15 protein-coding genes are annotated in these 14802 nt (G+C 70.1%); 5 read left to right on the top strand and 10 right to left on the bottom strand.

What is annotated here, in order from left to right; genetic code table 11:
- Nucleotides 1–12: 12 nt before the first annotated feature.
- Nucleotides 13–957, bottom strand: a complete 945-nt coding sequence (locus WMF29_RS08135) for a LysR family transcriptional regulator (protein ID WP_437328296.1) — start codon at nucleotides 955–957, stop codon at nucleotides 13–15.
- Nucleotides 958–1061: 104 nt separating this feature from the next.
- Here WMF29_RS08135 and WMF29_RS08130 point away from each other — a divergent pair, with 104 nt between their 5' ends.
- Nucleotides 1062–1970: an NmrA family NAD(P)-binding protein gene (locus WMF29_RS08130; RefSeq protein WP_437328295.1), complete on the top strand. Its 909-nt coding sequence runs from the start codon at nucleotides 1062–1064 to the stop codon at nucleotides 1968–1970.
- Between the two features lie 228 nt (nucleotides 1971–2198).
- Here the strand turns inward: WMF29_RS08130 and WMF29_RS08125 are convergent, their stop codons facing one another.
- A complete protein-coding gene (locus WMF29_RS08125; protein ID WP_437328294.1) occupies nucleotides 2199–2783 on the bottom strand; it encodes a malonic semialdehyde reductase in 585 nt (194 codons plus the stop codon).
- A gap of 231 nt (nucleotides 2784–3014) precedes the next feature.
- Between WMF29_RS08125 and WMF29_RS08120 the strand changes: the two genes are divergently transcribed.
- Complete coding sequence (locus tag WMF29_RS08120) at nucleotides 3015–4001, top strand: LysR family transcriptional regulator (protein WP_437328293.1); 987 nt, start codon at nucleotides 3015–3017, stop codon at nucleotides 3999–4001.
- 57 nt (nucleotides 4002–4058) lie between these two features.
- Here the strand turns inward: WMF29_RS08120 and WMF29_RS08115 are convergent, their stop codons facing one another.
- The 5 genes from WMF29_RS08115 to WMF29_RS08095 all read right to left on the bottom strand — a co-directional run bounded on the left by WMF29_RS08115 (nucleotide 4059) and on the right by WMF29_RS08095 (nucleotide 9620).
- Nucleotides 4059–4865 carry an SDR family NAD(P)-dependent oxidoreductase gene (locus tag WMF29_RS08115; protein ID WP_437328292.1) on the bottom strand — a complete coding sequence of 269 codons (807 nt, stop codon included), beginning with the start codon at nucleotides 4863–4865 and terminating at the stop codon, nucleotides 4059–4061.
- 23 nt (nucleotides 4866–4888) lie between these two features.
- On the bottom strand, nucleotides 4889–5791 hold the full coding sequence (locus WMF29_RS08110; protein WP_437328291.1) for an SDR family NAD(P)-dependent oxidoreductase: 903 nt from the start codon (nucleotides 5789–5791) through the stop codon (nucleotides 4889–4891).
- Between the two features lie 31 nt (nucleotides 5792–5822).
- Nucleotides 5823–6812: an AraC family transcriptional regulator ligand-binding domain-containing protein gene (locus tag WMF29_RS08105; protein WP_437328290.1), complete on the bottom strand. Its 990-nt coding sequence runs from the start codon at nucleotides 6810–6812 to the stop codon at nucleotides 5823–5825.
- A gap of 118 nt (nucleotides 6813–6930) precedes the next feature.
- Nucleotides 6931–8043: an ABC transporter substrate-binding protein gene (locus tag WMF29_RS08100; RefSeq protein ID WP_437328289.1), complete on the bottom strand. Its 1113-nt coding sequence runs from the start codon at nucleotides 8041–8043 to the stop codon at nucleotides 6931–6933.
- Between the two features lie 320 nt (nucleotides 8044–8363).
- Complete coding sequence (locus tag WMF29_RS08095) at nucleotides 8364–9620, bottom strand: FG-GAP repeat domain-containing protein (RefSeq protein WP_437328288.1); 1257 nt, start codon at nucleotides 9618–9620, stop codon at nucleotides 8364–8366.
- A gap of 226 nt (nucleotides 9621–9846) precedes the next feature.
- Between WMF29_RS08095 and WMF29_RS08090 the strand changes: the two genes are divergently transcribed.
- Together WMF29_RS08090 and WMF29_RS08085 are read left to right on the top strand one after the other, a co-directional pair.
- A complete protein-coding gene (locus WMF29_RS08090) occupies nucleotides 9847–10203 on the top strand; it encodes an ArsR/SmtB family transcription factor (protein WP_437328287.1) in 357 nt (118 codons plus the stop codon).
- Entirely contained in the window at nucleotides 10190–10714 is a 525-nt protein-coding gene (locus WMF29_RS08085; protein ID WP_272102524.1) for an SRPBCC family protein, read from the top strand. Before WMF29_RS08090 ends, WMF29_RS08085 begins: the two co-directional genes overlap by 14 nt.
- Nucleotides 10715–10741: 27 nt before the next feature.
- On the opposite strand, the gene WMF29_RS08080 is transcribed toward WMF29_RS08085, so the two are convergent.
- Both WMF29_RS08080 and WMF29_RS08075 read right to left on the bottom strand, forming a co-directional pair.
- Nucleotides 10742–11422, bottom strand: a complete 681-nt coding sequence (locus tag WMF29_RS08080; protein ID WP_437328286.1) for a dienelactone hydrolase family protein — start codon at nucleotides 11420–11422, stop codon at nucleotides 10742–10744.
- A gap of 32 nt (nucleotides 11423–11454) precedes the next feature.
- Complete coding sequence (locus tag WMF29_RS08075; protein ID WP_437328285.1) at nucleotides 11455–12183, bottom strand: SDR family oxidoreductase; 729 nt, start codon at nucleotides 12181–12183, stop codon at nucleotides 11455–11457.
- A gap of 128 nt (nucleotides 12184–12311) precedes the next feature.
- Here WMF29_RS08075 and WMF29_RS08070 point away from each other — a divergent pair, with 128 nt between their 5' ends.
- The gene (locus tag WMF29_RS08070; protein ID WP_437328284.1) at nucleotides 12312–13145 is read left to right on the top strand and encodes a helix-turn-helix domain-containing protein; all 834 of its coding nucleotides are present in this window, start codon (nucleotides 12312–12314) and stop codon (nucleotides 13143–13145) included.
- A 639-nt stretch (nucleotides 13146–13784) separates the two neighbouring features.
- On the opposite strand, the gene WMF29_RS08065 is transcribed toward WMF29_RS08070, so the two are convergent.
- Nucleotides 13785–14720 carry a LysR family transcriptional regulator gene (locus tag WMF29_RS08065; RefSeq protein ID WP_437328283.1) on the bottom strand — a complete coding sequence of 312 codons (936 nt, stop codon included), beginning with the start codon at nucleotides 14718–14720 and terminating at the stop codon, nucleotides 13785–13787.
- Between the last annotated feature and the right edge of the window lie 82 nt (nucleotides 14721–14802).

Raw genomic sequence — 14802 nt, 5'->3', positions numbered from 1 at the left:
TCCTGCCCGGACCTACAGCGGCCGGAGCCCGGACGCGCGCGCCGCGTCCTGCAGGAGCCCTCGAAGCCAGACGTGCCTCGGATCTCGCTCGTGTCCGGGGTACCAGACCATCTGCATCTCGATGGCCGGCAGCTCGAGCGGCGCCGCGCGCACGACGAGCTCGAGCTCCTTGGCGCGCGCGAGCGCGAAGCTCCGGGGGAGGATCGCGATCCGGTCGGACGCGACGAGGAGCGGGACCGCGAGCGCAAACGTGGTCACGACGCGGGTCACGCGCCGGGTGAGGCCCTGCTCGGCGAGCCGGTCGTCCACCACGCCCCGGCGGGAGGCGGCGAGCGGCGCGACCATGACGTGCTCGGCCCCCGCGAAGCGACGCGCCGTCCAGGGGCCCTTCGCGAGCGGGTGCCCCTTCCGGAGCACACAGACGAAGTCGTCGGTGAAGAGCTCCTCGGCGCACAGGCCCCGCGCGCGCGACGTGTCCGGGATGACGGCGATACCGCCGTGATCTCGCAAGAACACCTCGACCTCGACCGTGACCGTCCGCACGGACAGGCTCGCCCTGGGCGCGCGCTCGGCGAGGAGCCGGTCGAGCGTCGGCAGGAGGACCTCGGCCACCCTGTCCGACGTGGTGACGGTGAACTCTCCATCGTACGTGCCAGGATCGAACGGAGCGCTCGCGTCGAAGAGGCGCTCCGCCGCGGCCAGCACCTCGCGCGCCGGGCCCCTCAATGCCTCGGCCAGCGGCGTCCTCACGAGCGCTCGTCCCGCCCGGACCAGCAGGGGATCGTCGAAGTCGTCGCGAAGCCGACGTAACGCGTTGCTCGCCGCTGCCGGCGTGATCCCCAGCTTCCGCGCGGCGCGAGCGACGTGGGCCTCCTCGAGCAGGAAGTGGAGGGCGCGCGCGTGGTTGAGATCGAACGCGGAGACATTCACGCCGTGAAGCATACGCCTGTCGATCATCAACTTCCACGAAGGTCTGCGGCGCCGTACGGTCTTCCCATGACAGCGGCGCTCGTTGCTCGCGGAGAGCACGAGCTGCCGTGATGCCTATCGAGGAGACGACCATGGCAAGGAAGGTAATCGGCGTGATCGGCGGCACGGGCGCTCAGGGCGGCGGCGTGGTGAACGCGCTGCTCGCCCGGGGCGATTTCACGGTGCGGGTGGCGAGCCGCAACCCCGCGAGCGACGCGGCGCGAGCGCTCGCCGCGCGCGGCGTCGAGCTCGTCAAGGCGGACTTGCTCGATCCCGAGAGCCTCGTCCCTGCGCTCGCGGGCGCGCACGGCGCCTTCGTGGTCACCAACTTCTGGGACCCGAGCCAGGGGGCGCGCGAGACCGAGATCGGCGCCGCAGCCGTGAGGGCGGCGCGGGCGGCCGGAGTCGAGCACCTCATCTGGTCCACGTTGCCGGACGTCGCCAGGGTGAGCGGCGGGCGCTACAACGTCGCGCATTTCACGGGCAAGGCCCGGGTCGACGACGTGGTCCGGAGCGCCGGCTTCGCGCGCCACACGTTCGTGCAGGCGCCCTTCTATTTCCAGAACTTCCTCTCGTCAATGGCGCCGCAGCCGCTCCCGAGCGGCCGGCGCGGCTGGGCGGTGCCGATGAATCCCGCGCTGCGCGTCATCCATGCCGGCGATGCCGCCGACGTGGGGCGGGCCGCCGCCGCCGCGTTCGGCGCGGGAGACAGGTTGCCGGATGGAAGCGTGCTCGCCGTGAGCGGCGGCGCCTATTCGTGGGACGATTTCGCCGGCACCCTCAATGCGCTCGGGCACCGCGTGGAGGCGGCGCAGGTGCCGGCGGAGGTCTACGACGGCTTCTATCCCGGCGCGCGCGAGATGCGCGAGATGCTCGAGTACTTCGCGGAGCACACCTACTTCGGCCCGCAGCACGAGGCGCACATCGCCGCCGCGAACGCGCTCGTGCCCGGCGGCTTCACGACGTTCGCCGACTGGGCGCGCGTGCAGTTGAGGCCCTGACACGTCCATCAGGTCGGCTGCCCGGGAATCTGAAGCGGCGCAACATTCGCGTGAACGCCATCGGCCCCGGCGTGGTCATCACACCGGCGTACAAGGGACAGGGATGACCGATGAGCAGAGTCGGCCCACTCCGCTCTCGTCGCCACGGAAGGTACATCGCGCAGATGGAGGCGAGACAGACGCCGCGCGACAGCAGCATCGCGTGGACCTCCGGCGGGGGCCGGTCGACTACGCGATACGGCAGGCCTCTTCGAAATCGAGGCGCGGGTTGCGCGGGTAGAGCTTCGCCGGATCGCCGTGGCCCAGGTTGATGAGGAGGATCGATTTCCAGGGCACGTCGGCGAGGAACGCGGCGTCGACTTTCTCCCGGTCGAAGCCGCCCATCGGCCCGCAGTCGAGCCCGAGCGCGCGGGCCGCGAGGATCAGGTAGCCGGCCTGGAGCGAGGCGTTCTGGAGGAGAAAGAAGTCGCGCTGCTCCTGCGGCATCGCGGCGAGGGCCTCGCCCATCGTCGGGCGCGCCGGGAAGAGCTTCGGCATCTTCTCGTGAAAGCGCGTGTCGTGGGCGATGATCGCGGTGACGGGCGCGCTCATGGTCTTCTCGACGTTGCCCTCCGCGAGGCAGGGGCGCAGGCGCTCCTTGGCCTCAGGGCTCTTCACGAAGACGATCCGCGCCGGCACGCTGTTGGCCGCGGTCGGGCCGAGGCGCAGGGCCTCGTAGAGGCGGTGCAGGGTCGCGTCGTCGATGGGCTCGGCGAGCCAGCCGTTGTGGGTGCGGGCTTCGAGGAGGACTTGCTGGAGGAGTTGGTCGCTCATGATGCTTGCTCGGTGGTACGTGGGTGAGGTGGGGCGAGTCGTTGCGTGAGATCCCGCCTCAGGTCGCGAGCGCGTGCTCGCCGACGCGGGCCTCGGCCTCGGGCTTCGGGGCGCTCGCGATCCAGTAGCCGATGGTGCGTGCCTTGTCGTTCATGAGCGGGCATTCTGAGGCCTGGACACGCCTGCAACAATGCATCAACAGTTGGAAGCATCTGCCAGGATTTGATCCAAATGGACGACCCCCTCGAGACCTCCGAGCTCCTCGCCTTCTCGAAGACCGTGGAGGCCCGATCCCTGTCCCGCGCCGCCGCCGAGCTCGGCGTCCCTCGCGCCACCATCAGCCGCCGCCTCGCGCGGCTGGAGGAGCGGCTCGGCGTGCGCTTGCTCCGCCGGACGACGCGCAGCCTCGCCCTCACCGACGCGGGCGAGGCGCTCTACCGCCACGCCCGCATCGTGCTCGACGCCGTCCACCACGCCGAGGCGAGCGTGCGCAAGGCCGACGGCGCCGTGCGCGGCGAGCTGCGCGTCTCGGTGCCGCCGATGATGGACACGAGCTTCAACGCGATGATCTGCGATTTTGGGCGGCGCTACCCCGAGGTCCGCCTCCACGTCCACAGCGCGACCCAGTACGTCGACCTCCAGCGCGGCGGCTACGACGTCGCGCTCCGCGCGAGCAGCGCGCACGAGCCCGGCCTCGTCGCCCGGACGCTGGCGCGCATGCCGCTCCTCGCGGTCGCCTCGCCCGCGTACCTCGAGGCCCGCGGCACGCCGCGCACGCGCCGCGATCTGCGGAGCCACCGCTGCATGATGGGCTTCGCCCGGGGGGAGCTGCCGCAGACGCACTGGCCGTCCTCCGGCGGTAAGTTCCAGGTCGAAGGCGCGCTCTTCACGAACGACCTCCTCCTGCTCTGCGACGCCGCGCTCCAGGGCCTCGGCATCGCGCTCTTGCCCCAGCAGGTCGTGCGCCCTCACCTCGAGAGCGGCGCCCTCCGGCACGTGCTGCCAGGCGCGATCCAGGCGGACTCGCACATCGCGGTGGTCTACGCGGAGCGGGAGTTCATGCCGCCGCAGCTCCGCGCCTTCATCGACGCGGTGATGGCGTGGGGAGGGGAGAATCTCCTCCCGCGGGCGGACGCGCCGAAGCCGAAGCGGGCGGCGAAGAGCGGCCCGCGCCCGCGCTCGAGATCGCCCGGCGGCGCCCGGCGCGCCTCCGGATAGCCTCGCTCCGCAGGCTGTGGGCGACCCCGCGTCGCCCGTGCGCCGCCCTCCTCGGCGTCACAACGTGGGCGTGGCCCCTCCATCGATGCGAAAGGTCGTGCCCGTCATGAAGTCTGTCAGCGGACTCGCGAGGAAGCACACCGCTGCAGCGATGTCGGCCGGCATGCCGAGGCGATCCACCGTCTGATGAACCGCGTTCTTCAACACCCACGCGCGCCCCTCGGCGGGATCGGTCACGCCTTGCCTGGCGGCGACCTCGCGGAACCACCCGTCGAGGCTGGGCGTATAGATGAGCCCGGGCATGATGCCGTTCGACGTCACGCCGGTCCCGGCAAGGGCCTTCGACAAACTCAGCGTGAAGTTGTTGAGTGCCGCCTTCGATGCGCCGTAGGCACCGAGCTGCGCGTGCGGTGAGATCGCGTTGCGCGACGAGATCTGGATGACGCGGCCCCACCGACGCTCCCGCATTCCCGGCACGAACGCCTGCACGAGCCGCACGGCAGGCATCGTGTTGCTCTTGTACTCGTCGAGCCACTCCTCGATCGGCGCGTCGAACCACGACGCGTGGGCCACGTTCGTCGCGCCGCCCGCGTTGTTGACCAGGATGTCGATGCCGCGAAAGGCACGCTCGGCGGCGTCGATGACGCTGCTCAGACCATCGACGGTCGACAGGTCACCGATCGCGACGGCCGCGCGCCCTCCCGCCGCGGTGATCTCGTTCGCGACGCCCTGTGCGCGCTCGGCGTTGCGGCCGTGCACGACGACCTCGACGCCCTCGCGCGCCAGGAGCCGCGCCGTCTCCGCGCCGATGCCCGAGCTCGATCCGGTGACGAGCGCGCGCTTGTCTTTCAGATGAAGTTCCATGGTGTCCTCGCTTTGCGCTCTCGTCAGTCGTGGTGCAGCTTCAGCATCGCTCGCCCCACGTCGGTGTCGGCGAAGTCGGGTATGCCGTCGGCGTCGGTGCTCGCGCTGAGGGCCCGGTGGGCATCATCGCTGGCGCCGAGCTCCTGCAGCGTCAGCTTGGCGAGCACGTACGCGTCGCTCCCCAGCAGCAGGCGCCGCGGCTGCCTCTCCATCGACGCGAGCTCGAGCAGCGCCTTCGCGGCCTTCTCGGGCACGCCGCGCGCCGCGCCGGGGTTGCCCCGGAGCCGCTTGTTGGTCGCGCCCACGGTGGCTTCGTAGTCGAGCTGCGACGGGTAGATCGTCATCGAGCTGCCAGCCCAGTCGGTGCCAAAGCCGCCCGGCTCGACGATGGTGACCTGGATGCCGAGCGGCGCGACCTCGTTGAGGACGACCTCGCTGAAGCCCGCGACGGCGAACTTCGCCGCCTGGTACGCGCTCAGCCCCGGCGTGCCGCCGCGCCGTCCGCCGATGGAGCTGATCTGCAGGATACGCCCGCTGCGCTGCGCGCGCATCACGGGCAGCACCGCGCGCGTGACATGTACGACGCCGTAGAAATTGGTGTCGATCTGCGCGCGGAAATCGTCGAGCGGGATATCTTCAGCCGAGTCGACGTTCGCGTAACCCGCATTGTTGACGAGCACGTCGATGCGACCGAAGGCGTCGACCGCTTCCTTGACCGCGCGCACGGCCTGCTCGGGCTGCGTGACGTCGAGCGCCACCGTCTTCACGCGGTCGCCGTGCTGTTTCACGAGGTCATCGAGATCGGCGGGCTTGCGCGCCGAGGCGACGACGCGGTGCCCGGCGGCGAGCACGGCGAGGGCGAGGGCGCGGCCGAGCCCCCGCGAGCTTCCGGTGATGAACCATACTTGCGAGTTGTTCTCCGTCATGCACGAAACATCGTGCGCGAGGCGCCAGCGATCAAATCCGATCGCGCCACAAATGAATCGAATCGCGCCAGCGGTTCGGGGTCGTCCCCTCCCAGGCTCGGAACGCCCGCTTGAAGGAGTTGACCTCGTCGAAGCCGAGCAGGAAGGCGATCTCGTCGACGTCGACGTCGTCGGTGCGCAGGAGGCGCAGCGCGGCGTGGTGCCGGACCTCGTCGAGCACGCGCTGATAGCTGACCCCCAGCTCGCCCAGGCGCCGCTGTAACGTGCGCGTGCTGAGCGACAGCTCGCGCGCCACCTTCGCGATGCTCGGCCGCTCGCCCGCCATGCGGCGAGCGACCACCGCGCGGACCTGCTCGACGAACGAACCATGCTCGAGGGGCGCGAGCTTCTGGTCGAGGCTGGGGACGAGCACCTGCAACAGGTCGGCGTTGTGCGTGATGAACGGCGTCGTCAGGAGGCGCGCCTCGAGGATGAGCGCGTCGCGCTTCGCGCGGAACCGCAGCGGACAGCCGAAGAAACGCAGCAGCATCGGCTCGTCGCTGCGCGCGCGAGAGAGCTCGACGCGCTTCGGCGCGAGCGCGAGCCCGCTGCCTCGCTGCAAGAGCACGAGGAGCGAGGCGAGCGATGCGTCGACCAGGCGCGGGGGCATGGGGCCCGGCGCGTGCTGGTAGGTCGTGTGTATCGCCACCTCTTTCCCCGTCGTGTCGATGGCCATGTCCTTCGGCCCGCAAAGCCGCTTGTAGCGGGCGAGCTTGGACAAGGCGGTGCCGAGGTCGGGAGAGTGCAGCGCCGCGAGCGACGAGACGTCGTACTCGTGCACCTGCGTCTCCGTCGCCAGACGAAGCCCGACGTCGCGCGGCGACGACGCGCCGAGCGCTTCCCAGAAGGTGAAAAACTGCGCGGTGCTCAGCTCGCCGCTGGACGGCGCCCGCGCGGCGGCGGTCGCATGGGGCACGTTCGCGCCGAGGCGCGCGAGCCGAGCGCGCACCCCTGACGAGAGGCGGACGACGTCACCGTTCACCGCGAAAAACCTACCGAGATCGAGCCGTCACGACCAGTCCGATCGCGCCAACCCCGCTGGGTTGCGGGGCCATGTCGGCTTCAAGCGGCGCCTCCGGCAGTCGGAGCTCCGTGCCCTCTCAGCCGGCGTGAAGGATCCGAAAGCGATCGGGCTCCGCCGGATCTCGATCAACGACTTGGACCGGCGGCCAAGCCCACTGCCAAACGCTGATCCCTGGCGTGCGGGAGAACTGGATCTGCCCGCGGGTGCCTTCGACTGCGACGCGCGCCCAGGATTCGGCGGCGCGTGCCCGGTCCGCGCCTTGAGAACGCAGCACATCGGCGAGGACGGCGACCGTGTCGTAGCCCTCGAAGGCGACGAAGGAGGGCGCTTCGGCCAGCCGCTCGCGCAGGGCCGTCTCGACTCGGGCACCGAGCGGGCTGAGGCGCTCGGGCCGGTAGCGCAAGAACGGGATCGCGGCGCCGTCGCCGCCCAGCAACGTCGCCCATTCGGCGAACTCCGGTTGCCCGGCCGGAGCACCCATCATGATCTCGGCGAGGCGCTGGTCGCGGCGGACAGACTTGACGATCGACACCGCCGGCTCCGGGTAGCCGACCAGAAGAAGGAGGGCTGTCGCGCGGCTGTCGACGAGCTCGTCGCACATGGCCGCGGGGGCGAGCGCGCGCCTGTCGAGCTCGATGACGGTGCCGCCGCGTGGAGCGAGGTAGTCCCGCAGGATGCGGGCGCCGGACGCCCAGTAGACGCTCGAATCAGCGGCTACGGCGATGCGCCTGTGGCCCGCGTTGAGGAGGAATTTCGCGTAGATCCGCCAGCCGTGGGACTGCGCCGGGGCGAGGCGCGCGACCCATTCCGTTGGCTGTTCGGTGAGCGCGTCGAGGACCGCTGACGAGCAGAGGAACGGCAGGCCGAGGGCGTCGGCCCTGGCGGCAGCGGCGCGAGCGACGACGCTGTGATACTCCCCCGCCAAGGCAGCCACGCCCAGGCGAGCCAGCTCATCGACGGCCGCCGCGGCCCTCTGTGGATCAGCCGCGGTGTCTCGGACCACCAGCTCGAGGGGTCTTCCGACGATCCCGCTGGCGTCATTGACTTCGCGAACGGCCAGCTCGAGCCCAGCGAGCAAGTGCCGGCCTGCCTCGATCCAGCCGGGCCGAGTCAGCGGAACGAGAGCGCCGATCTGGACGGATGATCCGTCGGTCTGCTCCGCTCCAGGTGGCGACAGCGGCGTATTCATGTGGTGTCATCTCCCATATGGCGCGGGCGAGGTGTCATGTGCGGCGGGCGGTCGGGACCTCGTACCGGGCCCGCGTCTGACGCACCACTTGTTGGCGATCGAGCATAGGCGGCGACTATACCCCGGCGCGGCTCCCGTCGGCCGCCTCGCGCGATCGGGCGTCGCCCTGGCCGGGCGAGGTCCTCTGAGCGATCATGCCCTCGTGGAAGCCCTGCTCCTCTCCGCGCTGGGTGTCGCCCTGACGCTCGGCCTCGGCGGGGCCGGGCTTCGATGGGCGCTGTGGCGCGCCGCAAAGGCGAGCTTCTCGCGAGGATCCTGCCCTAGCGTTGCAGGAAGACGAAAGCGCCCTTCTTGTTCGAGATGACGATGTCCGGCCGGCCGTCTCCGTTGCCGTCCGCGACCGTGAGCTGGGTGCCTACCCCCGAATCGTCATCGATGAGAACGGGCTGGAAGTCGACGCGTTCCGCCGCTCGCGCCTGCTCGAACCAGTAGAGCCGGGCCGGCGCGCCGAAGTCCGGCATGCCGTCAGGCACATGAGCCCAGAAGCGCTCGCCGCTCACGAGGTCCTGGAGCCGGTCACCGTCGATGTCGGCGTGAGCGAGCGCGTGCGGCTCGTGCATGAACACGCTCGACGCGGCGTCGGGTGTGGTCCCCGGAACGACGACGTGCTCCACGAACGCAGCGCCGGCCGCGTTCGGAACCTGCTCGAACCAGGAGAGCCCGTAGCCGTGAGCGGCGAGCGTTGTCGCTATGTCCGCGTCCCCGTCGCCGTCCACGTCGACCACCAGCATCTGCGCTCCCCCGGCGCCGAACGGCTGCTCGACGCGCGTGAACGGCAAGCCGTCGGGCGACTCTGGGCTCCGCGTGAAGTAGCCGCTCGCCTCGACCAAGTCGCTTGCGCCGTCCCCGTTGACGTCGCCTGCACCGAGGCCGTGCGTGAACGCGCCGTACCCCCGATTCTCGGTGAGCGCCCGGAAGACCCACGGCTCGGTCGGGTCCACGCCGGGCGATGACGTTCCGAGCACGCCCCCCGACATGTGCACGAGCTCGGGCACGCCGTCGCCGGTGATGTCGGCGAACAGCGGCGATTCGTTGTCGATCGGCCATGGCAGCGTGTCGTGACGAGCCCAGAGCGCGTCGCCGTCGCGCGGGTTCTGGTACCAAGCCGCGGGCGCACCCGGAAAGCCGACGACGAGGACGTCGGTGAACCCGTCGTGATCGAAGTCGTAGGGGAACTCGAAAAAGCAATCCGAGTAGCCGTGCGGATCGAAGGCTTCCTTCGGCCACACGGGATGGCTCGTGCCGTATCCCGGACCCTCGTACCAATCCGGGCCCGCGATGACATCCGTCACCCCGTCGTGATTGAAGTCCGCAAAGCTCGCCCCCTCGCAGGTGAACTCGCGGTGCAGCGTGATCTTCACGAAGCGTGCGTCGAGGGCGGCCTCACGCGGGAGCGGTGGGGGCGCGGTGACGGTGCCCGCGGGCGGCGCGTCGGAGCCCGCGTCGACGGGCGCGCGCGAGGATTCGCCCGCGCAGGCGATGACCAAGGCGAGCGGTGTGCAGCGCAATAACCCCATTCCCGAAGCCATCTCTGAGCGCTTAGAACTGACGACGCCACGAGGAGCGGTGGAAAAACGAGTGGCGAAGAGGCTCCTGCATGCTGGCACGAAGGTGGCGGCGCCGAGCCAAATTCCGCTGTCACTACAATTACCGCAAATTTCTGAATCAACGTCGGCTCGCGACGGAGCACGCGCTCGATCTCCTCTTGCACAACGCCGACTCGCGCGTTAGACACTGAACCACATGGTTCAGTGTTCGAGCGCCCGCCTCGATGCTTCCTTCGCCGCGCTTTCCGACGCGACCCGGCGCGGCGTTCTGGAGCAGCTCGGACGAGCCGACGCTTCGATCACGGACCTCGCCGAGAAGTTTCACATGACCCTCACGGGCATGAAGAAGCACGTCGGCGTCCTCGAGCGGGCCGGGCTCGTCACCACCGAGAAGGTCGGCCGCGTGCGTACCTGCAAGCTCGGCCCGCGCCAGCTCGACGAAGAGACGGCGTGGATCGAGAGGTACCGCCAGATCTGGGCCGCACGCTTCGACGAGCTGGACAAGGTCATCGAGGAGCTGAAACGAAAGGAGAACGTCGATGGACGCAAGTAAAGAGAGTGAGCCCCAATTGACGAGCAATCGCACGACGGTGGAGCCGAAGTCCGATCGCGAGATCGTCGTCACACGGACCTTCGATGCCCCGGCGCGCATCGTGTTCCAGGCGTGGACCACGCCGGAGCTGTTCAGGCGGTGGTGGATACCGAAGTCGATGCCCGTGCCTCTACTCTCCTACGAAGCGGATATTCGCGCCGGCGGCAGCTACCGCCTGGTCTTTGGTCACGATGCCGCGCAGCCGATGGCGTTCTTCGGCACGTACCTCGAAGTGACACCGCATTCGCGCATCGTATGGACGAACGACGAAGCGGGCGACGATGGCGCCGTCACGACCGTGACCCTCGAGGAAAAAGGCGGCAAGACGCTGCAGGTGCTGCACGAGCTCTATCGATCGAAGCAAGCGCGCGACGCCGCCCTGGCCTCGGGCGCGTACAGCGGGATGGGCGAGACGTTCGAGCAGCTCGATGAGCTTCTCGTCACGCTTGGTACGACGGCGCGATCGTCCTGAAGCCATCGCCCGGCACCGCCTGGCGCGTCAGCCAATGTGCTTGTGGAGGAACTCGACCGTGCGCTGCCACGCGAGCGCGGCGCTCTTCGGCTCGAACTTGGACGAATCGGTCGAGCGCATGAACGCGTGGCCGGCGTCGTAGACGTAGAGATCCATCGCGCCTCCACCGGAGCGCGCCGCCTTCTGGATCTCTTCGGCTACGGAAGGGTTCGCCCAGTCGTCCACCTTGGCGTAGTGCCCGCAGATGGGCGTCTTCACCTCGGCGAACTGCTCCGGTGCGATCCGCGGAAGACCGTAGAACGGGACCGCCGCCTCCAGGGCTGGCCGCACGTAACGTGCCGCAGCGAGGGTGAGCGCGCCACCCAAGCAGAAGCCCGCGACCGCGACCCTCCCGTTGCACCGGGGATGCGAGCGCAGGTAGCCGACCGCGTGGCCGAGCTCACCTACGGCCCTTTGGAAGTCGAAGGCGCCGATCAGCTTCGCCGCCTCCTCGTCGTTCTCGGCGAGCTTGCCGTGATAGAGGTCGGGGGCGAGCGCGAGGAAGCCCGCCTGCGCGAACTGCTGGCAGTGCGCTCGCATCACCTCGTTGAGGCCGTGCCACTCGTGGACCACGACGAGCCCCCCGACCTTGCCCGAGCCAGGCGGCTCGGAGAGGGCGCCCTTCATCTGCCCCGCGTTCCCCAACGAAAACGTCACCATCGTCGTCATGTTGTCCTGCTCCTTTCGTCACTCACTTCTCTTCACCAGGGCACGGGGCCGCGCGCGTCGAAGAACCCGCCGGTCGGGCCGGCGTCGTCGAGGAGCGCGAGCCTCACGGACGCGCGGGCGCCTTCCTCGACGGTCTGCGTGCCGCGGTGGCCATTCAGGTCGGTCGCTGTGTAACCGGGGTCCGCGGCGTTGACCTTGATGCCCGTCGGGGCGAGCTCCTTCGCATACTGCACCGTCACCATGTTGAGCGCCGCCTTGGAGGCGGGGTACGCGATGGCGTTGAACGACGCGTACTCCCACGCTGGGTCGCCGTGGTTCGCGAGCCCGCCGAGCCCGCTCGACACCATGACGATGCGCGCCGCGGGCGACGCTCGTCGGAGCAGCGGGAGCATCGCATTCGTCACGGCGATGGCAGCGAAGACGTTGACCTCGAACACGTGGCGCACCTCGTCGAGCCGCGTCGCGCTCGGCGTGGAGCGGCCGAGGAGGATGCCCGCGTTGTTCACGAGGACATCCAGCCGCCCGAGGTCGCGCTCGATCGTGCGAGCCGCTTCGGCGACGCTCGCGGCGTCCGTCACGTCGAGCGCGATGAAGCGCGCGTCGATGCCTTCTCGGCGCAGCGCCGCAGCGGCTCGCGCGCCGCGCTCCTCGTCGCGCGCTCCGACGAGCACCGTCATGCTCGCGCGGCCGAGCTGGCGGGCGGTCTCGAGGCCGATCCCCTTGTTCGCGCCCGTGACGAGCGCTGTTCGCTGGACGTTCATGCCCTCCCTCTACGACCGAGCGCCCAGAGGAGATTGGGCGATCTTGGTTCGACGCGCGTGCTTGGGGAGCAGGGAGCAGCCCGAGAACGCCCTAGCGCCGAGAAGGGCCGCGCGGTATCGTCCTCGTCGTGGATCTCTCGGCGGCGCAGCGCGGGCGGAGCCAAATCACATTCTCACGCCCGGCTGCGCTCCCCGGCCTCACCGTCGGTCAGTTCCGGAGCGACGGGCCCCTGTTCACCTGCGTGACGGACCGCTACGCCACCGCGCTCCACTTCAGTGGCCGCTCCGAGTGGTCGCTTCGAGGCGCGCGCTGGTCGAGCGGCCCGGGCACGATCGACGTGAAGGTCCCCGGAGAGGTCTTCGCAGAGCACGCCCGCCAAGGCCAGCGGCGGTTTCAAGTCGTGATCTTCGACGCGCGCATGGTCGACGAGGCGCGCGCGACGCTGGACTCTCCCGCGTCGCCCCCGACGGAGAACGCGCTCTGCGCGCACGACCCGCGCGCTGCACCGTTGGCGGCGTTGCATCGCTCGCTGCTTCGCGGCGACGCGACGCCTCTCGAGCTCGCGGGTGTGTCGTCCGAGGCGCTCGCCGCCCTGTGCGAGCTCACCACCATGCGCCGAGATCCGCCCCGTCCGCGCAGCGCGTGGGCTCGCGCGGTGACGCGCGCGCGCGAGCTCCTCGATGCGCGGTTCACCGAATCGATCGCGCTCGACGAGCTCGCCGCCCACGCGCGACTCGACAAGTTCCGCCTCTGTCGTGCCTTCCGCGAGGAGGTCGGGCTTCCCCCGCACGCGTACGTGACCTACCGGCGCGTCGGCCTCGCAGGGGCGCTGCTCGCCCGGGGAGTCCCTCAGGCGGAGGTCGCTGCGCGCGTGGGGCTCTACGACCAGAGCCAGCTCCACCGGCATTTCAAGCGCATCGCCGGGGTGACGCCGGGGGCGTACGCCCGAGCCGCCCGCTGACTCTTTCTCCTCGACGCGCCGCGCCTCGCCTACGCCTGCCGGATCAGCCTGTCGATCTCCGGCGGGATGCAGCCGTAGCCTTCGGCGGCGGCGAGCAAAGTTCCGAGAAGCGCTCGAGCGCGAAGGGTGGCCGAGCGCCGTAGCGAAAGAGTCGTTCGCGCCCCTCGCGCTCGTGGGCAGCAAGACGTACGCCCATCGGACGGGCCGCTTATTTTCCGGCGGCCGGTCGTCATGGAGCGGCGGCGTCGGCCAGCCGGGCGAGTATCTGCTCCGGTGTGAGCGGGTGCTCTGCGATCTCGCAATGGTTGTCGGGCAGGGCGCTCGCGGTGGCGAGGATGTCCGGCGTCACGCCTGGATGCATGAACACGGCGCGACGCGAGCCATTCGCTCGGGGCACGGCACCATTGGCGTAGCCACGCTTCGGGACAATCGGGTCGATTCGCGAGCTCGAGCTTTACGTCGTCGTCATCATTCGCAAGCGCTTCGAGCTGCTCGGCGCGGAGCGCGCGGCGCCGCGCCACACGTCGACGAACATCCACGAGCGGGTCGCGCAGCAGGCCCCGCAGGTGCGCGGCGTCGAGCGCTTCGTGGGTTGCGAGCCGCAGACGGGAGGGCGGAAGAGCCGTCAGCCTTCCGGGTTCATTTCGGCTTCGCGGAGGAGCCCTTCTTCCCTCCCCCGTCTTCATCCCAGTACGGCGGCTTCCCGAAGGCGGTGACGAGATGGTCGGCGAGCGCGCGGAGCTTGGCCGAGGGGCGCCGCCCCTCCGTGTGCGCGATGAAGAGGAACTCGGGCTCGGGCTGGGCGTCGACGTCGATGACGCGCAGCTCACCTGCCCTGAGCGCCGCGCCCACGATGAACATCGGCAGAAGAGCGACGCCGAGGCCGGCGACGGCGGCGTCCCGCATCATGTCGCCGTTGTTGACGCGGAGGCCGACGCGCGCCCGCACGAGCACGGCGCCGTCCGGCCCCGGGAAGCGCCAGTCGGCGATGCCGCGGTTCGTGTAGAAGATGCCCCGATGCTTCTCCAGCTCGGCGATGGACGCCGGCGCGCCGTGGCGCGCCAGGTAATCCGGCGAAGCGACGAGGACGCGCTGGCTCGGCGCAAGGCGCCAGACCACGAGGCGCGAGTCGACGATCGGCCCGTGCCGCACCACCGCGTCGTGGCCGGCGGCGGCAGCGTCCACGCGGCGGTCATCCAGATCGAGCGTCAGCTCGATCCTCGGGTGCTGCAAAAGGAAGGGGTAGAGCGCCGGGCCGAGGTGCATGCGCCCGAAGGTCACCGGCGCCGACAGCCGGAGGGGGCCCGCCAGCGTGCCGCGCCGCGCGGCGAGATCGGCGGTCGCGTCCTCGACCTCGCGGACGATCCGGACCGCCCGCTCCAGGAACGCCGCCCCATCTTCCGTGAGCGACAGCTTGCGCGTGGTGCGGTGGATGAGGCTCGCGCCCACGCTCTTCTCGAGCTCGGCCAGGCGCTCGCTGACGACGGACTTCGACAGGCGCAGGCGCCGCGCCGCCTCGCTGAGCGATCGCGCCTCGGCGACGGCCACGAACGTCGCGATGCCCTCGAGCTTCATCGTTCGGCGTTTCCGAAATCCAGTTCCACCGACGGGAGCCTACTGCGAACGCGCGCCGCGCTCTACCCTCTCGCCTGTCAGA

The sequence above is a fragment of the Sorangium sp. So ce381 genome, assembly GCF_051473845.1.
Lineage (GTDB): Bacteria > Myxococcota_A > Polyangia > Polyangiales > Polyangiaceae > Sorangium > Sorangium atrum.
The sequence above is the reverse complement of the archived record's forward strand: the minus strand, read 5'-3'. Positions and strand labels throughout refer to the sequence as shown.